Origin of the sequence: Halopseudomonas litoralis (assembly GCF_900105005.1) — a bacterium.
Classification (GTDB): domain Bacteria; phylum Pseudomonadota; class Gammaproteobacteria; order Pseudomonadales; family Pseudomonadaceae; genus Halopseudomonas; species Halopseudomonas litoralis.
In genome coordinates, this window is sequence record NZ_LT629748.1 from 88269 (window position 1) to 111617 (window position 23349).

At 56.1% G+C, this 23349-nt stretch carries 20 protein-coding genes, 2 tRNA genes and 3 rRNA genes; 21 read left to right on the top strand and 4 right to left on the bottom strand.

Features of this window, described 5'->3' with window-relative positions; all coding sequences use genetic code 11:
• Positions 1-94: 94 nt before the first annotated feature.
• The 3 genes from mrcB to BLU11_RS00435 are packed head-to-tail and all read left to right on the top strand — an operon-like array spanning position 95 to position 3431.
• The gene (gene mrcB, locus BLU11_RS00425) at positions 95-2419 is read left to right on the top strand and encodes a penicillin-binding protein 1B (protein WP_090276100.1); all 2325 of its coding nucleotides are present in this window, start codon (positions 95-97) and stop codon (positions 2417-2419) included.
• A 56-nt stretch (positions 2420-2475) separates the two neighbouring features.
• Positions 2476-3096, top strand: a complete 621-nt coding sequence (locus BLU11_RS00430; protein WP_090276102.1) for a tetratricopeptide repeat protein — start codon at positions 2476-2478, stop codon at positions 3094-3096.
• Positions 3096-3431 (top strand): YqcC family protein, encoded by a 336-nt coding sequence (locus BLU11_RS00435; RefSeq protein WP_090271531.1) that lies wholly within the window; start codon positions 3096-3098, stop codon positions 3429-3431. Before BLU11_RS00430 ends, BLU11_RS00435 begins: the two co-directional genes overlap by 1 nt.
• On the opposite strand, the gene BLU11_RS00440 is transcribed toward BLU11_RS00435, so the two are convergent.
• Complete coding sequence (locus tag BLU11_RS00440; RefSeq protein WP_157718475.1) at positions 3422-3868, bottom strand: DUF4124 domain-containing protein; 447 nt, start codon at positions 3866-3868, stop codon at positions 3422-3424. The genes BLU11_RS00435 and BLU11_RS00440 overlap by 10 nt on opposite strands.
• Before the next feature lie 436 nt (positions 3869-4304).
• Between BLU11_RS00440 and BLU11_RS00445 the strand changes: the two genes are divergently transcribed.
• From BLU11_RS00445 to BLU11_RS19750, 16 genes are all read left to right on the top strand, one after another.
• The gene (locus BLU11_RS00445; protein ID WP_090271533.1) at positions 4305-6029 is read left to right on the top strand and encodes an acetolactate synthase 3 large subunit; all 1725 of its coding nucleotides are present in this window, start codon (positions 4305-4307) and stop codon (positions 6027-6029) included.
• A 1-nt stretch (position 6030) separates the two neighbouring features.
• A complete protein-coding gene (gene ilvN, locus BLU11_RS00450) occupies positions 6031-6522 on the top strand; it encodes an acetolactate synthase small subunit (protein ID WP_044501313.1) in 492 nt (163 codons plus the stop codon).
• Between the two features lie 48 nt (positions 6523-6570).
• Complete coding sequence (ilvC, locus tag BLU11_RS00455; protein WP_090271534.1) at positions 6571-7581, top strand: ketol-acid reductoisomerase; 1011 nt, start codon at positions 6571-6573, stop codon at positions 7579-7581.
• A gap of 123 nt (positions 7582-7704) precedes the next feature.
• Positions 7705-8547 (top strand): CDP-diacylglycerol--serine O-phosphatidyltransferase, encoded by an 843-nt coding sequence (gene pssA, locus BLU11_RS00460; RefSeq protein WP_090271535.1) that lies wholly within the window; start codon positions 7705-7707, stop codon positions 8545-8547.
• Positions 8548-9086: 539 nt separating this feature from the next.
• Positions 9087-10623, top strand: a 16S ribosomal RNA gene (locus BLU11_RS00465).
• A gap of 109 nt (positions 10624-10732) precedes the next feature.
• Positions 10733-10809, top strand: a tRNA-Ile gene (locus BLU11_RS00470).
• Positions 10810-10842: 33 nt separating this feature from the next.
• A tRNA-Ala gene (locus BLU11_RS00475) sits at positions 10843-10918 on the top strand.
• Positions 10919-11210: 292 nt separating this feature from the next.
• A 23S ribosomal RNA gene (locus BLU11_RS00480) occupies positions 11211-14102 on the top strand.
• A gap of 154 nt (positions 14103-14256) precedes the next feature.
• A 5S ribosomal RNA gene (gene rrf / locus BLU11_RS00485) occupies positions 14257-14372 on the top strand.
• The 16S, 23S and 5S rRNA genes sit together here with 2 tRNA genes alongside, the layout of an rRNA operon.
• Positions 14373-14556: 184 nt before the next feature.
• The gene (tnpB, locus tag BLU11_RS00490; protein WP_226944610.1) at positions 14557-14916 is read left to right on the top strand and encodes an IS66 family insertion sequence element accessory protein TnpB; all 360 of its coding nucleotides are present in this window, start codon (positions 14557-14559) and stop codon (positions 14914-14916) included.
• Between the two features lie 19 nt (positions 14917-14935).
• Positions 14936-16453 (top strand): IS66 family transposase, encoded by a 1518-nt coding sequence (gene tnpC / locus BLU11_RS00495; protein WP_090271536.1) that lies wholly within the window; start codon positions 14936-14938, stop codon positions 16451-16453.
• 100 nt (positions 16454-16553) lie between these two features.
• Positions 16554-18098, top strand: a complete 1545-nt coding sequence (locus BLU11_RS00500; protein ID WP_090271537.1) for a 2-isopropylmalate synthase — start codon at positions 16554-16556, stop codon at positions 18096-18098.
• Complete coding sequence (locus BLU11_RS00505; protein ID WP_090271538.1) at positions 18098-18880, top strand: hypothetical protein; 783 nt, start codon at positions 18098-18100, stop codon at positions 18878-18880. The genes BLU11_RS00500 and BLU11_RS00505 overlap by 1 nt, the downstream gene beginning before the upstream one ends.
• A complete protein-coding gene (gene rimI, locus BLU11_RS00510; protein ID WP_090271539.1) occupies positions 18877-19329 on the top strand; it encodes a ribosomal protein S18-alanine N-acetyltransferase in 453 nt (150 codons plus the stop codon). Before BLU11_RS00505 ends, rimI begins: the two co-directional genes overlap by 4 nt.
• Positions 19330-19360: 31 nt before the next feature.
• Positions 19361-19591, top strand: a complete 231-nt coding sequence (locus BLU11_RS19745) for an EamA family transporter (protein ID WP_331456688.1) — start codon at positions 19361-19363, stop codon at positions 19589-19591.
• A 110-nt stretch (positions 19592-19701) separates the two neighbouring features.
• A complete protein-coding gene (locus tag BLU11_RS19750; RefSeq protein ID WP_331456689.1) occupies positions 19702-20181 on the top strand; it encodes a DMT family transporter in 480 nt (159 codons plus the stop codon).
• A gap of 63 nt (positions 20182-20244) precedes the next feature.
• Here the strand turns inward: BLU11_RS19750 and BLU11_RS19105 are convergent, their stop codons facing one another.
• From BLU11_RS19105 to BLU11_RS00520, 3 genes are all read right to left on the bottom strand, one after another.
• The gene (locus BLU11_RS19105) at positions 20245-20922 is read right to left on the bottom strand and encodes a hypothetical protein (RefSeq protein ID WP_157718477.1); all 678 of its coding nucleotides are present in this window, start codon (positions 20920-20922) and stop codon (positions 20245-20247) included.
• Positions 20923-21214: 292 nt separating this feature from the next.
• A complete protein-coding gene (locus BLU11_RS19110; RefSeq protein ID WP_157718479.1) occupies positions 21215-21856 on the bottom strand; it encodes a hypothetical protein in 642 nt (213 codons plus the stop codon).
• Positions 21857-21914: 58 nt separating this feature from the next.
• Positions 21915-22184: a DNA-binding protein gene (locus tag BLU11_RS00520; RefSeq protein ID WP_090271540.1), complete on the bottom strand. Its 270-nt coding sequence runs from the start codon at positions 22182-22184 to the stop codon at positions 21915-21917.
• Between the two features lie 149 nt (positions 22185-22333).
• Here BLU11_RS00520 and BLU11_RS00525 point away from each other — a divergent pair, with 149 nt between their 5' ends.
• Together BLU11_RS00525 and BLU11_RS00530 are read left to right on the top strand one after the other, a co-directional pair.
• Positions 22334-22585 carry a DNA-binding protein gene (locus BLU11_RS00525; protein WP_231702302.1) on the top strand — a complete coding sequence of 84 codons (252 nt, stop codon included), beginning with the start codon at positions 22334-22336 and terminating at the stop codon, positions 22583-22585.
• Positions 22578-22799 carry a hypothetical protein gene (locus tag BLU11_RS00530; RefSeq protein ID WP_090271542.1) on the top strand — a complete coding sequence of 74 codons (222 nt, stop codon included), beginning with the start codon at positions 22578-22580 and terminating at the stop codon, positions 22797-22799. Before BLU11_RS00525 ends, BLU11_RS00530 begins: the two co-directional genes overlap by 8 nt.
• Positions 22800-23349 lie beyond the last annotated feature (550 nt).

Here is a 23349-nt window from a genome sequence, read left to right on the forward strand (position 1 = left end):
GGGCATTATGAAGGTTGGTGGCAGCGAGGCCAACCATCGCCGCCGTTCGCAGGTGCGGGCGCGGCTTCCCGAGACGTGGAGTGATCAGGGAATTATGGGTAGAAAACGCAGTAAACGGACCACCCGCAAGGTCGGGTTCTGGAGGCGCTGGTCAGGTCTGCTTTGGAAGCTGGCGCTGGTAGGACTGGTGTTGTTTGCCGGCCTGGCAATCTATCTGGATGCCGTGGTTCAGGAAAAGTTTTCCGGTAAGCGTTGGGCCGTACCGGCCAAGGTGTTTGCCCGGCCGCTGGAGCTGTATGCCGGCCAGAAACTCAATCGCGACGACTTTGTCACCGAGCTCTCAGCGCTCGGATACCGCTCGGTTTCGGCAATCAATCAACCGGGGCAGATGTCCGTTGCTGGCGGTCGGGTGGATGTATACACCCGCGGCTTCCAATCGTTTGAAGGTTCCGAACCGGCGCAGCGGCTCAGCGTACGCTTTCAGGGGCAGCAGGTCACAGGATTGTCGGGCAGCGGCGAGGTGGTCATGGCCCGGCTCGAGCCATTGATGATTGGCGGCATCTATCCTGCGCACAATGAAGACCGGATTCTCATCCGCCTGGATCAGGCGCCTCCCTATCTGGTGGAAGCGCTGGTGGCGGTCGAAGACCGGGAATTCTTCCAGCATTTCGGTATCTCGCCCAAGGGCATTGCCCGGGCGGCCTATGTCAATATCGCCGCCGGCGGTGTAGTGCAAGGCGGTAGCACGCTGACCCAGCAACTGGTGAAGAACTTCTATCTGAACAGCGACCGCAGTCTGATCCGCAAGGGCACCGAGGCGATCATGGCGGTATTGCTGGAACTGCACTATTCCAAGGAAGCCATTCTCGAAGCCTACCTGAATGAAGTCTTCCTGGGTCAGGATGGGCAGCGTGCGGTACATGGTTTCGGCCTGGCCAGTCAGTATTATTTCGCCCAGCCGCTGCATGAGCTGGAGCTGCATCAGGTGGCGCTGCTGGTGGGTATGGTCAAGGGCCCCTCGCTGTTCAATCCGCGTCGCCAGCCTGAACGCGCCAAGAAGCGCCGCGATCTGGTGATCCAGATGCTGGAAGAGCAGGGCGTGATTACCGACGAGCAGGCGCGCCTGGCAATAGCCAGGCCGCTGGATGTGACCGTGCGCGGGACCATGGCCGATACCAGCTATCCGGCCTTCATGGATCTGATCAAGCGCCAGTTGCGCGAAGACTACCAGGACGAGGACCTGACCAGCGAAGGACTGCGGATTTTTACCAGTTTCGACCCGCTGCTGCAGCTCAAGGCCGAGAAGGCTGTCGAAACGGCCTTCAAGCGGCTGGGTGAGCGTGCGGGCAAGGAAATGGAAGCGGCCATGGTGGTCACAGGCGCCCAGACCGGCGAGGTTCTGGCGCTGGTCGGAGGCCGCAATCCGCGCTTCTCCGGTTTCAATCGGGCGCTGGATGCGGCGCGGCCAATTGGTTCGCTGATCAAGCCGGCAGTCTTTCTGACCGCGCTTGAGCAGCCGCAAACCTATTCGCTGATCACCCTGATCGACGACTCACCGATCACCTTGCCTGCGGAGCAGGGCAAAACCTGGTCGCCGCAGAACTACAGTCGAAAGAGTCATGGCCTGGTACCGCTGCACGAGGCGCTGGCCCGCTCCTATAACCAGGCGACCGTGCGTTTGGGGGTGGATGTCGGGGTCGACAAAGTGCTGGAAACCGTCGAGCGGATGGGCGTGCGCCACGGCTGGCCGGCCTACCCGGCGATGCTGCTGGGGTCTGGCGCGATGACGCCGATGCAGGTCACGGACATGTATCAGACCCTGGCCAGTGGCGGCTTCAATACTCCGCTGCGGGCGATTCGCAACGTCCTGACGGCAGAGGGTGAACAGCTCAGCCGCTATCCGTTCAAGGTTCAGCAACGCTTCGACTCGGCGACCATCTTCCTCATGCAGGAAGGTTTGGCTCGGGTCATGGCGGAAGGAACCGGACGCTCGGCCTATAATCAGGTACCGTCCAGTATCAGGCTGGCGGGCAAGACCGGGACTACCAATGATTTGCGTGACAGCTGGTTCGCCGGCTTCTCCGATGATCTGCTGGCAGTGAGCTGGCTGGGCCGGGATGATAATGGGCAGACGCGTCTGACCGGGGCCACCGGTGCGCTGCAGGTATGGAGCACGTTCATGGCCGAGGCGCATCCGACCAGTCTGTCCGAGGTGCCGCCCGGTGATATTGTGTACGCCTGGGTTGATCGACTGACGGGTGAAGGCAGTGATCAAAGCTGCCCGGATACGGTGCAGGTACCCTTCCGTGCCGGCTACGAGCCGTTGCCGGGCCCAGGCTGCAGGCCGCTGATCGACACCGCGCCAGTGAAGGAAGGCGCTGGTCGGGTAATGGATGTCATCCGCGGATGGCTGCAATGAACATGAGGAGCAAGGCGATGGATATTAAACGAATTGGCCTGCTGGCTGGCTGCATCATGGTATTGGCAGGTTGTGCTGGCTCGGGAGGCTCCATCCCTGTAACGGATTCGGGGCGTTCGGTATCCAACGAGGATATGCAGACGGGCGCCGGAATGTCTGCGCCCCCCTCGCAGCCCCCGCAAACGCAGCAACGGGACGAAGAGGGCGTGGTGGTATTGGTGCCTGACGAACAGGGCGGCTCCAGTGCAGTCGAATCCTACCCGCTGGACAGTGCGCCGGTCAGTAGTCAGCCATCGAGTGGCGCTTCCTCAAGCGGCGCTCCTTCAAGTGGCAATCTGCAGCAGGACGAGCAGCTTGATGGTCCAGTGCTGGCGCTATTGACCTCGGCTCGCCAGCATGAGGGCAGCGGCGACCTCAACAGCGCATCTGCCAGTCTGGAGCGGGCGCTGCGTATTGCTCCGCGCGAACCCCAGGTGCTCTACCGGCTGGCGCAGGTTCGCCTTGATCAGGGCGATGCGGCTCAAGCCGAGCAGCTGGCGCGCCGCGGGCTGTCCTACGCCGCCGGCCGACCTACGCTTCAAGCCGGTTTGTGGGGCTTGGTGGCGGATGCGCGCGAACGGCAGGGTGATGCTGACGGTGCGGCGCAGGCGCGTCAGCGCGCCAAGGTGGCGTTGTAGTGCAGCGGTGGCACGTGTTGGCCGATGCGCTGTTGGAGCTCGAACAGGAATTGCGCGCGTTAGGGCTGTGGTCGCCTCAGGCGCCGTCGAGCGCGGCGCTGTCCAGCCAGGAGCCTTTCTGTCTGGATACCCTGGATTTCGAGCAATGGTTGCAATGGGTGTTCATTCCACGCATGGCGGCCATCATTGAGGCGGACAGAAGGATGCCGCCTGGCTGCAATATTCAGCCGATGGCGGAAGAATCCTTTGCTCACCTGGGACGCCGCGGCCATGACCTGCGGTCAATACTGGGGCGTATCGACAGGTTGGCCGCGCTGCTGGCGGATCAGGACTGATTCTGACAGTTTTCCCGCAGACTTTCCTGTGCCTTGCTGATCATCAGCTGGCGCTCGTCTTCCCCAATTCGCTCGACTTCTCCGGTTGCGGTGGTGCGGCGCAAGCGCGGGTTGTTGAGCAAGGTGTCGAGATTGCTGCGAAGCTTTTCGCAGGCAGCGCTGCGCTGTTCGGCTTCGGCGCGTAGTTGCCGACGTTGTTCGGCGGCTGCATCTCGGGCGCTGGTGTCAGGCTTCAGCGGTAAGGGAGCGGGCGCGCGTAACTGGCCGCCGGGCGGCGGTGGCGGCTGAACGATGATCTGTCGATAATGGCTGCCTGTGGGCGGCAGCTGTCCGTATTGCGTCACGCCGCGTTCGTCAGTCCATTGATACATCTGTTGCGCCAGCGCCCCGGTGCTCAGCAAGCCCAGTGTCAGCACGGCGATCAGTGATTTCTGCATGATGTCTTCTTCCTTGTTTGATGCACCCAACCCTGTTGGTAGCGCGGTAACTATAGCCAATCGTCGGGTGGGCAGTACATGGCAAGCGTAAAGATGCGTACGCGGTTGGCTTTTGCTCAACTTGACTTGACTTGTCGGCGCTGAGTGTAAACAATTCGGGGTTCTCATAAGTGTGCTGTTGTTCGGGCCTACTCGGTATCCGGAACGGTAGACTTTGTTGCTCAATCCAGGAGGCGAGAACCCGCTTTCTCCTGGCCTGGCCCCGCACGCGCTACCTCGCGCTGGGTGAGACCTTTCCCGCTATCTGCAGGGATGAGTCTCCATTGCACGCAGTCAAGCTTTGCATGACAACCACCGTTGCCAATGCACTGCCGAGCAGTAAACAGGTATCCTGCCGCTCGCTTGGAGTGAACGGCATGCTAGAGGTGATTCAAAAGTGGAACTTTTATCCGGCGCTGAGATGGTCGTCCGCTCATTGCGTGACGAGGGTGTTAAATTTATATATGGGTACCCGGGTGGTGCCCTGTTGCACGTTTATGATGCGATCTTCCGTCAGGATGACGTAACGCACGTGCTGGTACGTCATGAGCAGGCTGCCGCGCACATGGCTGACGGCTATGCGCGTGCCACCGGCCAGCCCGGTGTGGTGCTGGTGACGTCCGGTCCCGGCGCGACCAATACCATCACCGGTATTGCCACCGCCTATATGGACTCCATTCCGATGGTGGTCATTTCCGGTCAGGTTGCCAGCCACATGGTCGGCACCGACGCGTTCCAGGAAACCGACATGGTCGGTATTTCCCGTCCGATCGTGAAGCACAGCTTCATCGTCAAGGACCCGCGTGATATTCCGGAGATCGTCAAGAAGGCCTTCTATCTGGCCCAGACCGGTCGCCCCGGCCCTGTTGTCATCGATATTCCCAAGGACATGACCAACCCTGCCGAGAAGTTCGAGTACAGCTACCCGAAAAAGGTCAAGCTGCGCTCCTACAATCCGGCAGTCCGCGGTCATTCCGGGCAGATCCGCAAGGCGCTTGAGATGCTGGTCGAAGCGCGTCGTCCGATCATCTATTCCGGCGGCGGCGTGATCATGGGCGGTGCTGCCAGGCAGCTGACCGATCTGGGCAAGGAACTGGGTGTTCCGGTTACCAATACCCTGATGGGTTTGGGTGGTTTCCCGGGCAGCGATCAACAGTTTCTCGGCATGCTCGGGATGCATGGCAGCTATGCTGCCAACGTCGCCATGCACCATGCCGATGTGGTGATGTGTGTCGGAGCACGCTTTGACGACCGGGTCATCAATGGCGCTACCAAATTCTGTCCGAACGCCAAGTTCATTCATATCGATATCGACCCGGCGTCCATCTCGAAAACCATCAAGGCGGACATTCCGATTGTCGGTCCGGTCGACAGCGTTCTGACCGAAATGCTGGCTATCTCGCGTGAGCACAAACTGCGGCCGAACGCCGATGTGCTGGGTGCATGGTGGAAGCAGATCGCCGAATGGCGTGGTGACGGCAAGCTGTTCCCCTACGATATGGGTGATGGCTCCATCATCAAGCCGCAGACGGTTATCGAAACCCTGTGGGATGTCACCAAGGGCGATGCCTATGTGACCTCGGATGTCGGTCAGCATCAGATGTTTGCTGCCCAGTACTATCCGTTCAACAAGCCCAATCGCTGGATCAATTCCGGCGGCCTGGGCACCATGGGCTTCGGCTTGCCGGCAGCCATGGGCGTGCAGCTGCATCATCCCGATGCGGCGGTGGCCTGTGTTACCGGCGAAGGCAGCATCCAGATGAACATTCAGGAACTGTCGACCTGCCTGCAATATGATCTGCCGGTCAAGATCATCACCCTGAACAACCAGGCGTTGGGTATGGTGCGTCAGTGGCAGGACATGCAATACAACAGCCGCTATTCGCATTCCTATATGGATTCGCTGCCGGATTTCATCAAGCTCGCCGAGTCCTATGGTCACATCGGTATGCGCGTCGAGAAGCCGGAAGATCTCAAGTCGGCGATGGAAGAGGCGTTCTCCCACACCAAGCGACTGGTGTTCATGGATATACGCGTGGACAACACCGAACACGTCTATCCGATGCAGATCGCGGGCGGTTCGATGCGTGATATGTGGCTGAGCAAGACGGAGCGTACCTGACATGAGACATATCATTTCCGTACTGCTGGAAAACGAGCCCGGTGCACTGTCTCGCGTGGTCGGGTTGTTCTCTCAGCGTAACTACAACATCGAAACCCTGACCGTAGCGGCTACGGAAGACCCGACGCTGTCGCGTCTGACGCTGACCACCATCGGTCAGGAAGATGTCATCGAGCAGATCACCAAGAACCTCAACAAGCTGATCGAGGTGGTGAAGCTGGTCAATCTGTCCGAAGGCGCGCACATCGAGCGTGAGCTGATGTTGGTCAAGATCAAGGCTACCGGCGCGCAGCGCGCCGAGGTCAAGCGGACCACTGATATCTTCCGCGGCCAGATTGTCGATGTGACCAGTAGTGTGTATACCGTTCAGCTTGCAGGTACATCTGATAAGCTGGACAGCTTTATCGAAGCGGTTGGCCCGGCGACAGTACTGGAAGTCGTGCGCACCGGAGTGTCCGGTATTGCGCGCGGTGAGAAGGTTCTGAGCATTTAAACAATATTAGTCTGTGGTCCGGCGGGACCCGCAAAGAAGGGGATTTACATGCAAGTTTATTACGACAAAGACTGTGACCTGAGCATCATCCAAGGCAAGAACGTTGCCATCATCGGTTACGGCTCCCAGGGCCACGCCCATGCGTGCAACCTGAAAGACTCCGGCGTTGATGTCACCGTTGGCCTGCGCCCGGGTTCTTCTTCGATTGCCAAGGCCGAAGCCCATGGTCTGAAAGTCTCTGACGTACCGGCTGCCGTTGCGGCTGCTGACGTCGTCATGATTCTGACTCCTGACGAGTTCCAGTCCCAGCTGTATCGTGACGAGATCGAGCCGAACCTGAAGCAGGGCGCTACCCTGGCCTTCGCCCATGGTTTCGCTGTCCACTACAACCAGGTCGTGCCACGCAAGGATCTGGACGTGATCATGATTGCTCCCAAGGCGCCGGGTCACACCGTGCGCTCCGAGTTCGTCAAGGGCGGTGGTATTCCCGACCTGATCGCGATCTTCCAGGACGCTTCCGGCAATGCCAAGAACGTTGCTCTGTCCTACGCCAGCGGTGTTGGCGGCGGCCGTACCGGTATCATCGAAACCACCTTCAAGGACGAAACTGAAACCGACCTGTTCGGTGAGCAGGCGGTTCTGTGTGGTGGTGCGGTTGAGCTGGTCAAGGCTGGCTTCGAGGTTCTGACCGAGGCGGGTTACGCTCCGGAAATGGCTTACTTCGAATGTCTGCACGAACTGAAGCTGATCGTTGACCTCATGTACGAAGGCGGTATCGCCAACATGAACTACTCGATCTCCAACAACGCCGAGTACGGTGAGTATGTCACTGGTCCGGAAGTGATCAACGACGAATCCCGTGCTGCCATGCGCAATGCTCTGAAGCGCATCCAGTCCGGTGAATATGCCAAGATGTTCATCGCTGAAGGCGCTCACAACTACCCGTCGATGACTGCTGCACGTCGTAACAACGCAGCGCATCCGATCGAGCAGGTTGGCGAGAAGCTGCGCGGCATGATGCCATGGATCGACAAGATCGTGGACAAGTCCAAGAACTGAGTTCAGTTCGGTAATGAAAACGCGGCTTCGGCCGCGTTTTTTGTTTGTGGTGGCTGTCGGGACTGGTCATTTGAAGGTCAAGTTGCCACACTGTGTAATCCGGCAAAGTGTCAAGGTAAGCATATGAAAGACGATCTGCAGCACGATTCAAGCTTCGATGGGGATGGCCCGCACACGCTGTTGCCAATCGACGAGCATATCGAAGAGATGCCGGGGCCAGACGGTAAGAAGGTCCGCCATCGCGGTATCTACCTGTTACCCAATCTGTTCACCACGGCAGCCCTGTTCTCAGGCTTCTACGCCATCGTCAGCGCCATGAACGGCAATTTCTCCCATGCCGCGATTGCCATTTTCGTGGCAATGGTGCTGGATGGACTGGATGGGCGAGTAGCGCGCCTCACCAACACTCAGAGTGCATTTGGTGCGGAATATGATTCATTGTCCGACATGGTGGCGTTCGGGGTGGCGCCCGCGTTGATCGCGTTCACCTGGGCGCTGGATGGTATGGGTAAGGTCGGCTGGGTCTTCGCTTTTATCTATGTGGCCGGGGCGGCATTGCGTCTTGCACGCTTCAATACTCACGTTGGCTCGGAAGACAAGCGCTACTTTACCGGTCTGGCCAGCCCATCGGCTGCCGGTCTCGTAGCAGGCATGGTCTGGGCGCTGAGTGATTTCGGCATTGATGGCGCCGATATTTCGGTTCTGGTGGGGGTTCTGACTGCGCTTGGCGGCTTGTTGATGGTCAGTAACGTGCGTTATTACAGTTTCAAGGATCTGGATGTGCGCGGCCGGGTGCCGTTCTTCGTCATCCTGTTGGTAGTGCTGGTATTCGCCGTTATCTCTACCGACCCTTCACGGATTCTGTGGTTTATCTTCATCGTCTACAGTCTCTCCGGGCCGGTCCAGGCGGTCTGGCGCTGGCGTCGCCGGAGCGACCCGGTAGCTGAGTCTGAAAAAGTTGAATAAACTCCTTGACGGAAAAGCTGAGGGGTCTATAATTCGCCCCTCGCAAGCCGCGGTGCTTTGAAAAAAGCCCAGGCCAATCAATAAGTTAGCGATAACTTGGGGTTGACAGGCAAGCGAAACGGCGTAGAATGCGCCGCTCACTGAAGGGGCCGGTTTGGTCGCTTCTTCAGGGTGAGAAAGGAATTTCAGGAAGGCGTTGACAAGGGGTTTTACTCCTGTAGAATGCGCCTCCCTGGCCCGGAACAGCAGCAGCGTTCCAGGCCGATGTGCCAAGCGGTGCAGCGCTGAAAAGCCTCACAAAAAACGCTTGACAGATCAGAAGGTTAGCGTAGAATGCGCGGCCTTGGTTAAGCGGAAACGCAGACCGAATCGCTCTTTAACAAATTGGAATCAAGTAATTCGTGTGGGTGCTTGCTCAATGGAGAGATGATCGCAAGATTATCAGCCTAAGCAAGTTACTCTGTGAATTCATCGAGTTTATAGAATTTTTTGTACGGCTGAGCCAAGTTTAGGGTTTTCTCAAAACCCAATCAGTATTTTAACTGAAGAGTTTGATCATGGCTCAGATTGAACGCTGGCGGTAGGCCTAACACATGCAAGTCGAGCGGATGACGGGAGCTTGCTCCCTGATTTAGCGGCGGACGGGTGAGTAATGCCTGGGAATCTGCCTGGTAGTGGGGGATAACGTTCGGAAACGAACGCTAATACCGCATACGTCCTACGGGAGAAAGCAGGGGATCTTCGGACCTTGCGCTATCAGATGAGCCCAGGTCGGATTAGCTTGTTGGTGGGGTAATGGCTCACCAAGGCGACGATCCGTAACTGGTCTGAGAGGATGATCAGTCACACTGGAACTGAGACACGGTCCAGACTCCTACGGGAGGCAGCAGTGGGGAATATTGGACAATGGGCGAAAGCCTGATCCAGCCATACCGCGTGTGTGAAGAAGGTCTTAGGATTGTAAAGCACTTTAAGTTGGGAGGAAGGGTTGTAGCCTAATACGCTGCAACTTTGACGTTACCGACAGAATAAGCACCGGCTAACTCTGTGCCAGCAGCCGCGGTAATACAGAGGGTGCAAGCGTTAATCGGAATTACTGGGCGTAAAGCGCGCGTAGGTGGTTCAGTAAGATGGGTGTGAAATCCCCGGGCTCAACCTGGGAACTGCTTTCATAACTGCTGAACTAGAGTACGGTAGAGGGTAGTGGAATTTCCTGTGTAGCGGTGAAATGCGTAGATATAGGAAGGAACACCAGTGGCGAAGGCGACTACCTGGACTGATACTGACACTGAGGTGCGAAAGCGTGGGGAGCAAACAGGATTAGATACCCTGGTAGTCCACGCCGTAAACGATGTCAACTAGCCGTTGGGAACCTTGAGTTCTTAGTGGCGCAGCTAACGCACTAAGTTGACCGCCTGGGGAGTACGGTCGCAAGATTAAAACTCAAATGAATTGACGGGGGCCCGCACAAGCGGTGGAGCATGTGGTTTAATTCGAAGCAACGCGAAGAACCTTACCTGGCCTTGACATGCTGAGAACTTTCCAGAGATGGATTGGTGCCTTCGGGAACTCAGACACAGGTGCTGCATGGCTGTCGTCAGCTCGTGTCGTGAGATGTTGGGTTAAGTCCCGTAACGAGCGCAACCCTTGTCCTTAGTTACCAGCACGTTATGGTGGGCACTCTAAGGAGACTGCCGGTGACAAACCGGAGGAAGGTGGGGATGACGTCAAGTCATCATGGCCCTTACGGCCAGGGCTACACACGTGCTACAATGGGGGATACAAAGGGTTGCCAAGCCGCGAGGTGGAGCTAATCCCATAAAGTCTCTCGTAGTCCGGATTGGAGTCTGCAACTCGACTCCATGAAGTCGGAATCGCTAGTAATCGTGGATCAGAATGCCACGGTGAATACGTTCCCGGGCCTTGTACACACCGCCCGTCACACCATGGGAGTGGGTTGCACCAGAAGTAGCTAGTCTAACCTTCGGGAGGACGGTTACCACGGTGTGATTCATGACTGGGGTGAAGTCGTAACAAGGTAGCCGTAGGGGAACCTGCGGCTGGATCACCTCCTTAATCGAAAGATCACCTCTGTTTTTCAAGCACTCACACGAATTACTTGATTCCGAAAGAAAGGCGATTGGGCCTGTACTCCAAGCAGCAACGGTGGCAGCCCGAGATAATTGGGTCTGTAGCTCAGTTGGTTAGAGCGCACCCCTGATAAGGGTGAGGTCGGCAGTTCGAATCTGCCCAGACCCACCAATTATCGAGGTGTCAGATTCGTCAGGTCTGAACGGGGCCATAGCTCAGCTGGGAGAGCGCCTGCCTTGCACGCAGGAGGTCAGCGGTTCGATCCCGCTTGGCTCCACCAGGTCAGCATGCAGGCTTGGAAGATTGACCAACATCGCCGGTACTCGATAAGAGTTCATACATGAATTATCCCGCAGGTTTATGATGGGATGATTGATGTCTGATCTTTGATCAGTCGCTCTTTAACAATGTGGAAAAGTGATAGAAGTAGACAAGACATAACGGGTGTTTCACTGCACACGTTATGGCTAAGGTAACTTGTGATCTCAAGTGCAAGTTCCGGATTGTCGTGAAATCATGTCAAGACGTATGGCAGCAAGCGATCAGCGCAAGCAGATTGTTTGGGGTTATATGGTCAAGTGAATAAGCGCATACGGTGGATGCCTTGGCAGTCAGAGGCGATGAAAGACGTGGTAGCCTGCGAAAAGCTTCGGGGAGGTGGCAAACGACCTTTGATCCGGAGATATCTGAATGGGGAAACCCACCCAGCATAAGCTGGGTATCACACACTGAATACATAGGTGTGTGAGGCGAACCCGGGGAACTGAAACATCTAAGTACCCGGAGGAAAAGAAATCAACCGAGATTCCCCAAGTAGTGGCGAGCGAACGGGGAGCAGCCCTTAAGCGGTATTGAGTCTAGTGGAACGCTGTGGGAAAGGCGGCCATAGTGGGTGATAGCCCCGTACACGAAAGACTCTTTGCCGTGAAATCGAGTAGGTCGGCGCACGTGAAACGTTGACTGAACATGGGGGGACCATCCTCCAAGGCTAAATACTCCTGACTGACCGATAGTGAACCAGTACCGTGAGGGAAAGGCGAAAAGAACCCCTGTGAGGGGAGTGAAATAGATCCTGAAACCGTATGCGTACAAGCAGTGGGAGCCGACTTGTTCGGTGACTGCGTACCTTTTGTATAATGGGTCAGCGACTTATATTCAGTAGCGAGCTTAACCGTCTAGGGGAGGCGTAGGGAAACCGAGTCTTAATAGGGCGTTTAGTTGCTGGGTATAGACCCGAAACCGGGCGATCTATCCATGGGCAGGTTGAAGGTGCCGTAACAGGCACTGGAGGACCGAACCGACTACCGTTGAAAAGTTAGCGGATGACTTGTGGATAGGAGTGAAAGGCTAATCAAGCTCGGAGATAGCTGGTTCTCCTCGAAAGCTATTTAGGTAGCGCCTCGTGTATCACCACTGGGGGTAGAGCACTGTTTGGGCTAGGGGGTCATCCCGACTTACCAACCCCATGCAAACTCCGAATACCAGTGAGTGCAGAGCACGGGAGACACACGGCGGGTGCTAACGTCCGTCGTGAAAAGGGAAACAACCCAGACCGTCAGCTAAGGTCCCAAAGTTATGGTTAAGTGGGAAACGATGTGGGAAGGCTTAGACAGCTAGGAGGTTGGCTTAGAAGCAGCCATCCTTTAAAGAAAGCGTAATAGCTCACTAGTCGAGTCGGCCTGCGCGGAAGATGTAACGGGGCTCAAACCATACACCGAAGCTACGGGTGCATCTTAGGATGTGCGGTAGAGGAGCGTTCTGTAAGCCTGTGAAGGTCAATTGAGAAGTTGGCTGGAGGTATCAGAAGTGCGAATGCTGACATGAGTAACGACAATGGGAGTGAAAAACTCCCACGCCGGAAGACCAAGGGTTCCTGCGCAACGTTAATCGACGCAGGGTGAGTCGACCCCTAAGGCGAGACCGAAAGGTGTAGTCGATGGGAAACGGGTTAATATTCCCGTACTTCTGGTTACTGCGATGGGGGGACGGAGAAGGCTAGGCCAGCACGGCGTTGGTTGTCCGTGTTTAAGGTGGTAGGCTGAGATCTCAGGTAAATCCGGGATCTCAAGGCCGAGAACTGATGACGATCCTTCTTTTTAGAAGGAGAAGTGGTTGATGCCATGCTTCCAGGAAAAGCCTCTAAGCTTCAGGTAACCAGAAATCGTACCCCAAACCGACACAGGTGGTCAGGTAGAGAATACCAAGGCGCTTGAGAGAACTCGGGTGAAGGAACTAGGCAAAATGGCACCGTAACTTCGGGAGAAGGTGCGCCGGCTAGGGTGAAGGACTTGCTCCGTAAGCTCTGGCTGGTCGAAGATACCAGGCCGCTGCAACTGTTTATTAAAAACATAGCACTCTGCAAACACGAAAGTGGACGTATAGGGTGTGACGCCTGCCCGGTGCCGGAAGGTTAATTGATGGGGTTAGCTTCGGCGAAGCTCTTGATCGAAGCCCCGGTAAACGGCGGCCGTAACTATAACGGTCCTAAGGTAGCGAAATTCCTTGTCGGGTAAGTTCCGACCTGCACGAATGGCGTAATGATGGCGGCGCTGTCTCCACCCGAGACTCAGTGAAATTGAAATCGCTGTGAAGATGCAGTGTATCCGCGGCTAGACGGAAAGACCCCGTGAACCTTTACTATAGCTTTGCACTGGACTTTGAATTTGCTTGTGTAGGATAGGTGGGAGGCTGTGAAACGTGGACGCCAGTTCGCGTGGAGCCAACCTTGAAATACCACCCTGGCAACTTTGAGGTTCTAACTCTGGTCCGTTATCCGGATCGAGGACAGTGTATGGTGGGTAGTTTGACTGGGGCGGTCTCCTCCTAAAGAGTAACGGAGGAGTACGAAGGTGCGCTCAGCACGGTCGGAAATCGTGCGTAGAGTATAAAGGCAAAAGCGCGCTTGACTGCGAGACCAACACGTCGAGCAGGTACGAAAGTAGGTCTTAGTGATCCGGTGGTTCTGTATGGAAGGGCCATCGCTCAACGGATAAAAGGTACTCCGGGGATAACAGGCTGATACCGCCCAAGAGTTCATATCGACGGCGGTGTTTGGCACCTCGATGTCGGCTCATCACATCCTGGGGCTGAAGCCGGTCCCAAGGGTATGGCTGTTCGCCATTTAAAGTGGTACGCGAGCTGGGTTTAGAACGTCGTGAGACAGTTCGGTCCCTATCTGCCGTGGACGTTTGAGATTTGAGAGGGGCTGCTCCTAGTACGAGAGGACCGGAGTGGACGAACCTCTGGTGTTCCGGTTGTCACGCCAGTGGCATTGCCGGGTAGCTACGTTCGGAAAAGATAACCGCTGAAAGCATCTAAGCGGGAAACTTGCCTCAAGATGAGATCTCACCGGGGACTTGATCCCCCTGAAGGGCCGTCGAAGACTACGACGTTGATAGGCTGGGTGTGTAAGCGCTGTGAGGCGTTGAGCTAACCAGTACTAATTGCCCGTGTGGCTTGACCATATAACACCCAAACAATTTGGGCCTATGGCTTGACGCATTGAACGACAGTCTGGAACTGCATGAGATTGCAACACCTTAACCTTGTCTAACCAACGACTATCACTTTTCCCACCCTTTACGCCGTGTGGACTAACAAACGCACAGCAACGAATTGCTTGACGACCATAGAGCATTGGAACCACCTGATCCCATTCCGAACTCAGCAGTGAAACGATGCATCGCCGATGGTAGTGTGGGGTTTCCCCATGTGAGAGTAGGTCATCGTCAAGCGCTATACCGAAACACCCCGATCTGGAAACAGGTCGGGGTGTTTCTCTTTGTGCACGGAAAATACCGCTCACGCTCCCTGCACCAACATCCCCACAAATGCGTAACCGCTCCATAAACCCCACCTACAACCAACGTTCTGTTCGCGCCATGCTGACCTCCCGTATTCCCTCTGGAGGTTTTTCTCATGATGCGCCCAGGTGCCAAGGTTAAAAAAGTCTACCTGTACCCGAAGCCGGTGGACTTCAGAAAGTCCATCGGCGGGCTGTCAGCCCTGGTCGAGCTGGATATAAAGGCGGCGGTGTTCGACCCGGTGCTGTTTGTGTTTCTCAACCGGGCGCGCAACAGGGTGAAGATCCTGTATTGGGAGCGCAACGGTTTCTGTCTCTGGCTCAAGCGTCTGGAGGCTGAACGGTTCAAGGCGCCACCGGATATCCGGGACGATGCTATCGAGCTGACCGCAGAGGAGTTGAACTGGATGCTCGATGGTTTTGACCTGTGGCGCAACCGGCCACACAAGGTGTTGAGACCGCGCTATGTAGCCTGACGCTGGTATAATCCACGGCATGATTTCGCTCCCCGACATCCTGCCGAACGACCCGGATCAGCTCAAGCATTTGCTGATGCAGATGCAATCTCGCGTATCGCAGTTGCAGGAAGAAAACACGCTGCTGCGTCAGCGTCTATTCGGGCGCAAATCAGAGCAAAGTGCTGATCCGAGTTCTCCGCAGCTGGGCATGTTCAACGAAGCCGAAAGCCTGGCCAATGAAACACCCGCTGAAGATGACGAAGAAACAGTTGCTCCCGTATCGGTGAAGAAGCGTGGCAAGCGTAAGCCGCTACCAGCAGAACTGCCGCGCATTGAAGTGATACATGAGCTGCCCGAGCATGAACTGACCTGTGACTGCGGTTGCCGTAAGCAGGCCATCGGTGAAGAAACCAGCGAGCAGCTGGAAATCATCCCGATGCAGATCCGGGTGATCAAACACATCCGCAAGGTCTACGCCTGCAAGGGTTGCGAAACGGCACCGGTCACGGCTGACAAGCCCGCCCAGTTAATTGAAAAGAGCATGGCCAGTCCCAGCGTCCTGGCCATGTTGCTGACCACCAAGTATGTCGACGGGTTGCCACTGCACCGCTTCGAGAAAGTGCTGAGTCGCCACGGCATCGAACTGTCCAGGCAAACACTGGCTCGCTGGGTCATCCAATGCGGCGAGCACCTGCAACCGCTGGTTAACCTGCTGCGTGACCGGTTACTGGAAGGCCCACTGATCCACTGTGATGAAACTCGCCTGCAAGTACTGAAAGAACCGGATCGTGATCCGACCAGTCAATCCTGGATGTGGGTGCAGACGGGCGGGCCGCCCGATCATCCGGTTGTGCTGTTTGATTACACATCCAACCGTGCCCAGGATGTACCCTTGCGCTTGCTTGAAGGTTATCGGGGTTACCTGATGACCGATGACTATGCGGGCTACAACGCGGTGGCTGAACAGGACGGTATTGAGCGCCTGGGCTGCTGGGCGCATGCCCGACGCAAGTTCATCGAAGCACAAAAAGCGCAGCCCAAAGGTAAGACCGGGCGCGCCGATATGGCGCTGAGCCTGATCAACAAGCTGTACGGCATCGAGCGTGAAGGCAAGGATGTAAACGCCGGGCAGCGCCTGCTGCTGCGCCAGCAGAAAGGTGAACCGGTACTGACTCAGCTCAAAGCCTGGCTGGACAAGACGCATGGCCAGGTAACGCCGCAAAGTGCACTGGGTAAAGCAGTCGGCTATCTGGCCAGCAACTGGAGCAAACTGATCCGCTACACCGAGGCTGGGCACCTACCGATCGACAATAACCCTGCCGAGCGCGCCATCCGCCCATTCGTCATCGGTCGTAAAAACTGGCTGTTCAGCGATACGCCGAAGGGTGCTCACGCCAGCGCCCTGATCTACAGTCTGGTCGAAACCGCCAAGGCCAATGGACAGGAGCCCTATGCTTGGCTGCGGTATGTGTTGGAACGGCTGCCGCTGGCCAGTAACGCCGAAGAACTGGAAGCGCTGCTGCCTTGGAACTGCGGGCAGGTCGCTATTTACTGATCCCGTTGCAAGGCGGGGTTTATGGAGCGCTTACACAAATGCGTGGCATCCATGCGGTATAATTCTCCTATTGCGACTTGCGCACCGAGGAGACAGTCAGATGAGTCAGGATCGCGTAATCATTTTTGATACTACCTTGCGTGATGGTGAGCAGAGCCCCGGTGCCTCGATGACCCGGGAAGAAAAACTGCGCATCGCCAAGGCCCTGGAAAAGCTGCGGGTGGATGTCATTGAGGCGGGCTTCGCTATCGCCAGTCCTGGCGACTTCGAGGCGGTGAGGAGCATTGCCGATACTATTCAAGACAGCACCATCTGCAGCCTGGCTCGGGCGGTCGATGCGGATATTAATCGCGCGGCCGAAGCACTGACCAAAGCCAATTCCGGACGCATCCACACTTTTATTGCAACCAGCCCGATCCATATGGAGCACAAGCTGCGTCTGCAGCCGGACCAGGTCATTGAACAGGCCGTTCGTGCCATCAAACGTGCGCGCAACCTCTGCGCGGATGTGGAGTTTTCCTGCGAGGATGGAGGGCGTTCCGAGATCGACTTTCTCTGTCGCATCATCGAGAAGGCAATTGATGCCGGGGCGCGCACCATCAATATACCCGACACCGTGGGCTACGCGATCCCACATCAGTTTGCCGAGACCATTCGTCAGGTCATCGAGCGCGTGCCCAACGCTGACAAAGCAATCTTCTCCGTACATTGCCACAACGATCTGGGGCTGGCCGTAGCCAACTCGCTGGCGGCAGTCACCGCCGGTGCGCGACAGGTGGAGTGCACCATCAATGGTCTGGGCGAGCGTGCCGGCAATGCGTCGCTGGAAGAGATCGTCATGGCGATTAAGACCCGCCAGGATGTATTGGGCGTCCAAACCGGTATCGTGACTGAGCACATTCTCAGCACCTCACGGCTGGTCTCCAGCATCACGGGCTTTCCAGTGCAGCCGAACAAGGCGATTGTCGGAGCTAATGCTTTTGCTCATGAGTCAGGTATTCATCAGGATGGTGTACTCAAACACCGTGAAACTTATGAAATCATGAGCGCGCAGTCAGTTGGCTGGCATGCCAACCGGCTGTCACTGGGTAAGTTGTCCGGACGCAATGCATTTCGTACCCGCTTGCAGGAGCTGGGTATCGAGCTGACCGATCAGGATGAGCTGAACGCTGCTTTTAGTCGCTTCAAGGAATTGGCGGACAAGAAGCACGAGATTTTTGATGAGGATCTGCAGGCGCTGGTTTCCGACACGGTAACCGATGTCGTGGAGCGCATGCGACTGATGTACCTGGATGTTACTTCACGCACGGGGGAAATCCCGGTGGCAAAGCTCGTCGTGGCAGTTGATGGGGTGGAGCAGCAGGCGAGCTCATCAGGCTCAGGGCCGGTTGATGCCGCCTTCCGTGCGTTGGAGCAAATAGCCAACTCTGGTGCGACGCTCCAGCTGTATTCGGTCAACGCCATCACGGAAGGTACAGACTCTCAGGGCGAAGTAACTGTCAGACTGGAGCATGGCGGGCGTATCGTCAATGGCAACGGTGCCGATACAGATATCGTCATCGCTTCGGCCAAGGCTTATATCAATGCCTTGAATCTGATGCACTCGGGCGCGCTCAAGGCGCATCCGCAGGTCGAGGGCATCTGATGCAGGAGTCGATACGCCTCGATTATCTGGCAGCGATGGGGGTGGTTGGCTGGGTGCCACGGTACGCACTACCGCATGCCGCCTTTCGCATTCCGCCGGCGTTACCAGAACTGCCAGACGCGGCGGTTGACGCTGCACAAGCCACGGAAAGCGCACCAAGCACGCTGGCTGAGTCCGTCGCCACGAGGAAAGCGGTGGCCTCCGCCAGAGCCAAGATCATTGTACGTCCCACCAAGCCAGAACCCGTGCCAGCAGCCGTTCTGACAGAACCTGTTGCTGAGCCGGTGGCGAAGCCGGCGCCGCTTGAGTCGTTCTACCTACAGTTATGGATGGCCGGTCCCTGCGCATTACTGATCGAGACACCGGAGCCAGGCCTCGAGAGTGCGTCGCCGGGATTGCGTCTGCTCAAAGACATTCTCCGTGCGGTGCGCCTGCCGCAAACGCCTCATCTGTATGCTGATTTTCACTGGCCGATGAACAGAAACCCACAATTTGATCGTAGTGCAGGCGCTGCCAGCCTGGCCCTGCAGGCTTTCATGCAAGGGCGTCTGGAAAGCGAGCCGGTGGTGTCCATTGGCTGTTTTGGTACTTATCCCCGTTTATTGCTGGGGCCGGAGCTGGATGAGCAGGACCTTCCTTATGGTCGTGAAGAGGCATTGGAGCATCTGCCACCGGCCTGGTTTTCTCCCACTCTGGAGATCTTGATGCAACGTAGCTCCAGCAAAGCGCAGTTATGGCAACAGCTCAAGCGCGTAATGTCCCGTTGGCAGGCAGCGCAATGAATGAACCGATATTTCGGCCCATGTTGGAGGCCGATCTGGAAGCGGTGCTCAATATCGAGTTTGCCGCTTTCAGTCATCCCTGGACTCGGGGCATCTTCCTGGACTGTGTCAACTCCGGCTACGAATGCTGGTTGATGCTGTTAGGCGACCAGCAGGTTGGACATGGAGTGCTGTCAGCAGCAGGGGACGAATCTCACTTGCTCAACTTGACGGTCAAGCCCGAGAGCCAATCCAACGGTCTGGGTGGCAAACTGCTTGCGCATCTGATGGAGCAGGGTAAGGTGCGGGGAGCGGAAACTGCCTTTCTTGAGGTCAGAGAATCCAATCATCCAGCCATCCACTTATATGAGCGCTTTGGCTTCAATGAGATTGGGCGGCGCCGCGACTATTATCCTGCCGTAGGCGGTCGAGAAGATGCATTGGTCATGGCCTATTCGCTAATCGACTGAGCGCCCGCTCAGTCCCTCACTTGAGTTGTCTATGTCTGTGCGCTACTGGGCTGTCATCGGCATGTTGATTACTGCTCTGGCCTGGGCTGGAAACGCACTGATCGCCCGCGCCAGCGCGGGTATGCTGCCGCCGATCAGCCTGTCATTCTGGCGTTGGACTCTGGCTTTGCTGCTGCTGTTGCCCTTTACCATCAAGGGGCTCTGGCGATATCGCCAACTGCTGTTGGATAACTGGCTGCGTGTCGCCGGCTGGCCGCCTTGAGTATTTCCTCCTACAACACCTTGTTGTATCAGGCGGCGCAAAGTACCAGTGCAATCAATCTCACCCTGGTGGGCACCGGGCTGCCGGTGGCCGCTTTCTTCTGATCCGTCGTGCTGTTGCGCCAATGGCCGGCTCGTGCAACGGTAGGCGGAGCCTTGCTGGGGCTCTGTGGGTTTCTGCTGATCCTGACTGGAGGTCAGTCAGCGCACCTGCTCGGGCTGCATTTCAATGATGGCGACCTGATCATGCTGGCGGCAGTTTTATCCTGGGGGTTGTATACGGTCTTGTTGCAGCGCTGGGTGATGCCGGTCCCGGGTCTGGTGCTGATGGCGGCCATGCTGCTTTGCGGTGTGCCGCTGTTGGTTCCCTTCTTCTTGTGGGAGCTGATACATCTCGGTTCGATGCCGGTTACCTGGCAGGCCGCAGGCGCGGTGGGTTATACCGCCGTATTTGCTTCTCTGGTGGCCTATGTCGCCTGGAATAACGGGGTCAAGGTATTGGGTCCGGCGACAGCATCGCTGTTCAGCTACCTGGTGCCGGCCTTCACCGCCTTGCTGGGAATAATACTGTTGGGTGAGCAGCTGTACTGATATCACCTGGCGGGCGGTGCATTGACCTTCATGGGGCTGCTGGTGCCGACACCTTGGCGTTAGTCAGTGCCGGAAACTGCCTTCAGCCAGGCAGTGCATTCTCCGATAAGCCTGGGCTGACTGGGCCCGGCATTGATCTTTCAAATAGGTCTTGGCTGCCTTTCGACAGGTTCGATATTCCATCGATCCCTTTCGATGTCGACCATTGGCACAGAAGTCCTCATTGATGATGAGGTTGTCTCTCCAGCGATAGTTTCCGGTCCACCAATACGAACTGCGTCGGGCATCTATCCACCGCAGCGTGACATTTCTGCTGCCGTTCAGGTTCTGCTGGCGCGCCTGTGGCTTTCTGGCTGCTGAGGCATGGCTGGCTGTGGACGATGGAATGGTATTTACGTCTGTTCTTGGTCGGTAATTTCCATCATTGAAACTGGTTTGCCGGCGGGCACTTTCCACGTATGCAGTCTGCCGCTTTTGCTCAATGTCATTCCGGAAAGCTTGTTCCGGCGTTGGCGTGCTGCGTTGAAGGGCGGCAGATGCAGGAGATACCGAGGCGGCGGTGGATTCGTTGGTGTTCGTGGATGGTGCTATCTGGCGGGAGAAGTAGGTTGACCATCCATTGCGATCCGCCATGAACAGGATGCCGATAACCAGCCCGACGGCTATCGCTACAGATAAGCTGAAATAGGATTTTCGCATAGCTCTGACGCGCCGGGGCGCATCATCCCAATCTGCTTTCAAGCTTCCCTCCCTCCCTGGCGACTGCTCAATACCGTCCTGGGTAGAGCGATTGTTGCTTCCTTTCAATAAGGCTTATATTGGCATACTTTGAGAGTCAGCAATAAAAAAAGGCCTAGCCGAAGCTAAGCCTTTGAAATCGTTGGTGGCTACACCTGGACTTGAACCAGGGACCCCAGCATTATGAATTATCTGCTTATGGTCCCGTTGCGCCTTGAGTCCGCATGAATAGGGGCTTTCAGCTTGTCCATAACCCCGCAAAAACCCACCTTTTCAGAAAAACAGGCCAAAATGGTCAGCGCAGATCGTAGCGGTTTGCTTGCCTGCATGCATGAGACTGGTCGCCTGCTCCCGTGTCGCATTTCCGCCGCCAGAGTTGATGGCTCTGGGCTTTGTATTTTCTGCATTCCGTTGAGCCTTCTTTGAAGGGCCAGCAACTCATTTTGGTTTCTTTTACAACAGTTACATAAGGCTGCTTTCGTTGTTGAGGCTGTACTGGCTGAGGTTGTGACCGTGGCATTCGTATTGTATTCACGGTGGCAGGCGGGATGTAGTTGCTATCGGTGAAAACGCTTTTTTGCTTTTCAGGTCGCTGTACTGGCTCTGGCTCAGACCATTGTATTTCAGCAGGTTCTGAAACGTAGTCTTCGGTTATGCCAAGCATCTTGTTCACTTGGTCAAGATAGGGATCTTCGGCTGCTTCCCCGATTGGACGGAATGGGTTGCTTTCCATTCGTTCTGAGGGGCGTTGCGTTTCTAGCTTGCTAGAAAAATCTTGTTTTGATTCCTTTGCTATTTGTACAGCTTTCGGTAAAAGCTCGGTGGCATACAGCCCCATAAATATCAGCCCTGTTGCACTCACCAGGGCAACCATGAAATGCCTGTTGCTGTTGCGACGGCGTATTCTTGAGGGCGTATCTTCCCAATCTGCTTTCATTCCTTTTCCCTTCCATGGCTTCGGGCATACCAGCGTCTAGCTACTTTCTCAGTGATCGCTATCCCGCGCTGTGATTGGTCAAGTTTTGATTTGCTTCGTGGTATTCGGGGCTTATCTGTCCGCTTTCTGGTGCAATTTTTCCAGATACCAACCACAAGGCATACTCTGGATAGAGATTCACGATTGAGTTGATATCGTCTTCATTTGCCCGTCTGCCGCCCTTTCTTAGCGCATACCATTTTTCACGATCAATCCCGCTCAGCTCTTCCAGCTTTTTTGCTGTGAGCTTTTGATATTCCCAGATTGAAACTATGCGCTCTCTTATCATTCCAAAATCTTCTAAGTAATTAGCATATATTGCTAGCTAATATACGCCAGGTACCTATAATTAGCATTAAGTGATTAGTAAATAGTGCCAATCACGTTTTGCTACCGATTTGTCAATTATAGGGTATTTCCATGGAACAAACAGGAGTAATGGGGTTGAACCTTGATGGCGACGGATCGCTGACCGTGATCCGCAATGCTCCGTTGTGTACTCAAGATGCGTTTTCTCAGCTGCTGGGTTCTGCTGACGTAACCCCTGATGTTGTCCGTGGCTGGGTCGAGACCTCAACCATTCCCACCGTGAAAATCGGTCGGCGTCGCCTGGTCAACCTTGCCCAGATCACCCGCGACCTTGAGCGTGGAAAAACCATATTCTGCAAAGGGGATTACGGCGATGAATAAGCAATTTGCACTTGCCCAGCTCAAGCGGCAATTTTCTGAGCTCCATCGCTTTGAGTCCAATCTTGACGATCAACAGGCGGCAATTCTCCTCTATGGCGGACTGACTGGATTCATCGCAGGTCTGGAATGCGGTGATGTCATCACTTTCTCAGAGGCAGGCTTTCTCCGGGTGCTGGCAAGCAATGCCTTCTTAAATTCAAGGCGTGCCGCATGATCCCTGTCCAGTACCGCCCCAGGCATAACCCCGGCTGCACCTGCGTCGTGTGCTGGACCAACGATTTCCACCGGGAAATGACCCTGCGCAATGAGTCGAGGGCCACCCGTTGCTGCCAGATCTTGGCGAATCCCGAGGCTGCACTGCCTGTTCAGTCCAATTTTTTCATGCAGTTAGATGAGGTATCCCAATGACTACGATTCCCCCACGACAGAAGGTTGTCGAGGACAAGGACCGCCGTTTCTACGTCCACGCACCGTCATCGGTCTATCTGTCATTGCAACAGGAAGCCGTACAGCGCGGAACCAACGTGTGGACCCTCGGCGGCCTGGTGCTTGCTCAATGGTTGAGTGCGGGTTGTCCTGATCTCGCTGCTTCCTCTGAATCCCCCTGCCCGTCACCGTCGCCAGTCGCGGGACCGTCTCGGAGTGCTGGGGAGTGAGCGTCAAGGGCCGAAGGGCGGAGCGGACCCTTGACGCTCAGTCCACAGCGCTCAGGTTCCATCAGCGACAGGCGGTGGTGTCGGGTTGGGGGATGAACCCCTGCCCAG

Bases quoted from the DNA above. Each gene is read 5' to 3' on its own strand.
- mrcB (WP_090276100.1), top strand. From the start codon at position 95: ATGGGTAGAAAACGCAGTAAACGGACCACCCGCAAGGTCGGGTTCTGG.
- BLU11_RS00430 (WP_090276102.1), top strand. From the start codon at position 2,476: ATGGTATTGGCAGGTTGTGCTGGCTCGGGAGGCTCCATCCCTGTAACG.
- BLU11_RS00440 (WP_157718475.1), bottom strand. From the start codon at position 3,868: ATGCAGAAATCACTGATCGCCGTGCTGACACTGGGCTTGCTGAGCACC.
- ilvN (WP_044501313.1), top strand. From the start codon at position 6,031: ATGAGACATATCATTTCCGTACTGCTGGAAAACGAGCCCGGTGCACTG.
- ilvC (WP_090271534.1), top strand. From the start codon at position 6,571: ATGCAAGTTTATTACGACAAAGACTGTGACCTGAGCATCATCCAAGGC.
- pssA (WP_090271535.1), top strand. From the start codon at position 7,705: ATGAAAGACGATCTGCAGCACGATTCAAGCTTCGATGGGGATGGCCCG.
- tnpB (WP_226944610.1), top strand. From the start codon at position 14,557: ATGATGCGCCCAGGTGCCAAGGTTAAAAAAGTCTACCTGTACCCGAAG.
- tnpC (WP_090271536.1), top strand. From the start codon at position 14,936: ATGATTTCGCTCCCCGACATCCTGCCGAACGACCCGGATCAGCTCAAG.
- BLU11_RS00500 (WP_090271537.1), top strand. From the start codon at position 16,554: ATGAGTCAGGATCGCGTAATCATTTTTGATACTACCTTGCGTGATGGT.
- BLU11_RS00505 (WP_090271538.1), top strand. From the start codon at position 18,098: ATGCAGGAGTCGATACGCCTCGATTATCTGGCAGCGATGGGGGTGGTT.
- rimI (WP_090271539.1), top strand. From the start codon at position 18,877: ATGAATGAACCGATATTTCGGCCCATGTTGGAGGCCGATCTGGAAGCG.
- BLU11_RS19745 (WP_331456688.1), top strand. From the start codon at position 19,361: ATGTCTGTGCGCTACTGGGCTGTCATCGGCATGTTGATTACTGCTCTG.
- BLU11_RS19110 (WP_157718479.1), bottom strand. From the start codon at position 21,856: ATGAAAGCAGATTGGGAAGATACGCCCTCAAGAATACGCCGTCGCAAC.
- BLU11_RS00520 (WP_090271540.1), bottom strand. From the start codon at position 22,184: ATGATAAGAGAGCGCATAGTTTCAATCTGGGAATATCAAAAGCTCACA.
- BLU11_RS00525 (WP_231702302.1), top strand. From the start codon at position 22,334: ATGGGGTTGAACCTTGATGGCGACGGATCGCTGACCGTGATCCGCAAT.
- BLU11_RS00530 (WP_090271542.1), top strand. From the start codon at position 22,578: ATGAATAAGCAATTTGCACTTGCCCAGCTCAAGCGGCAATTTTCTGAG.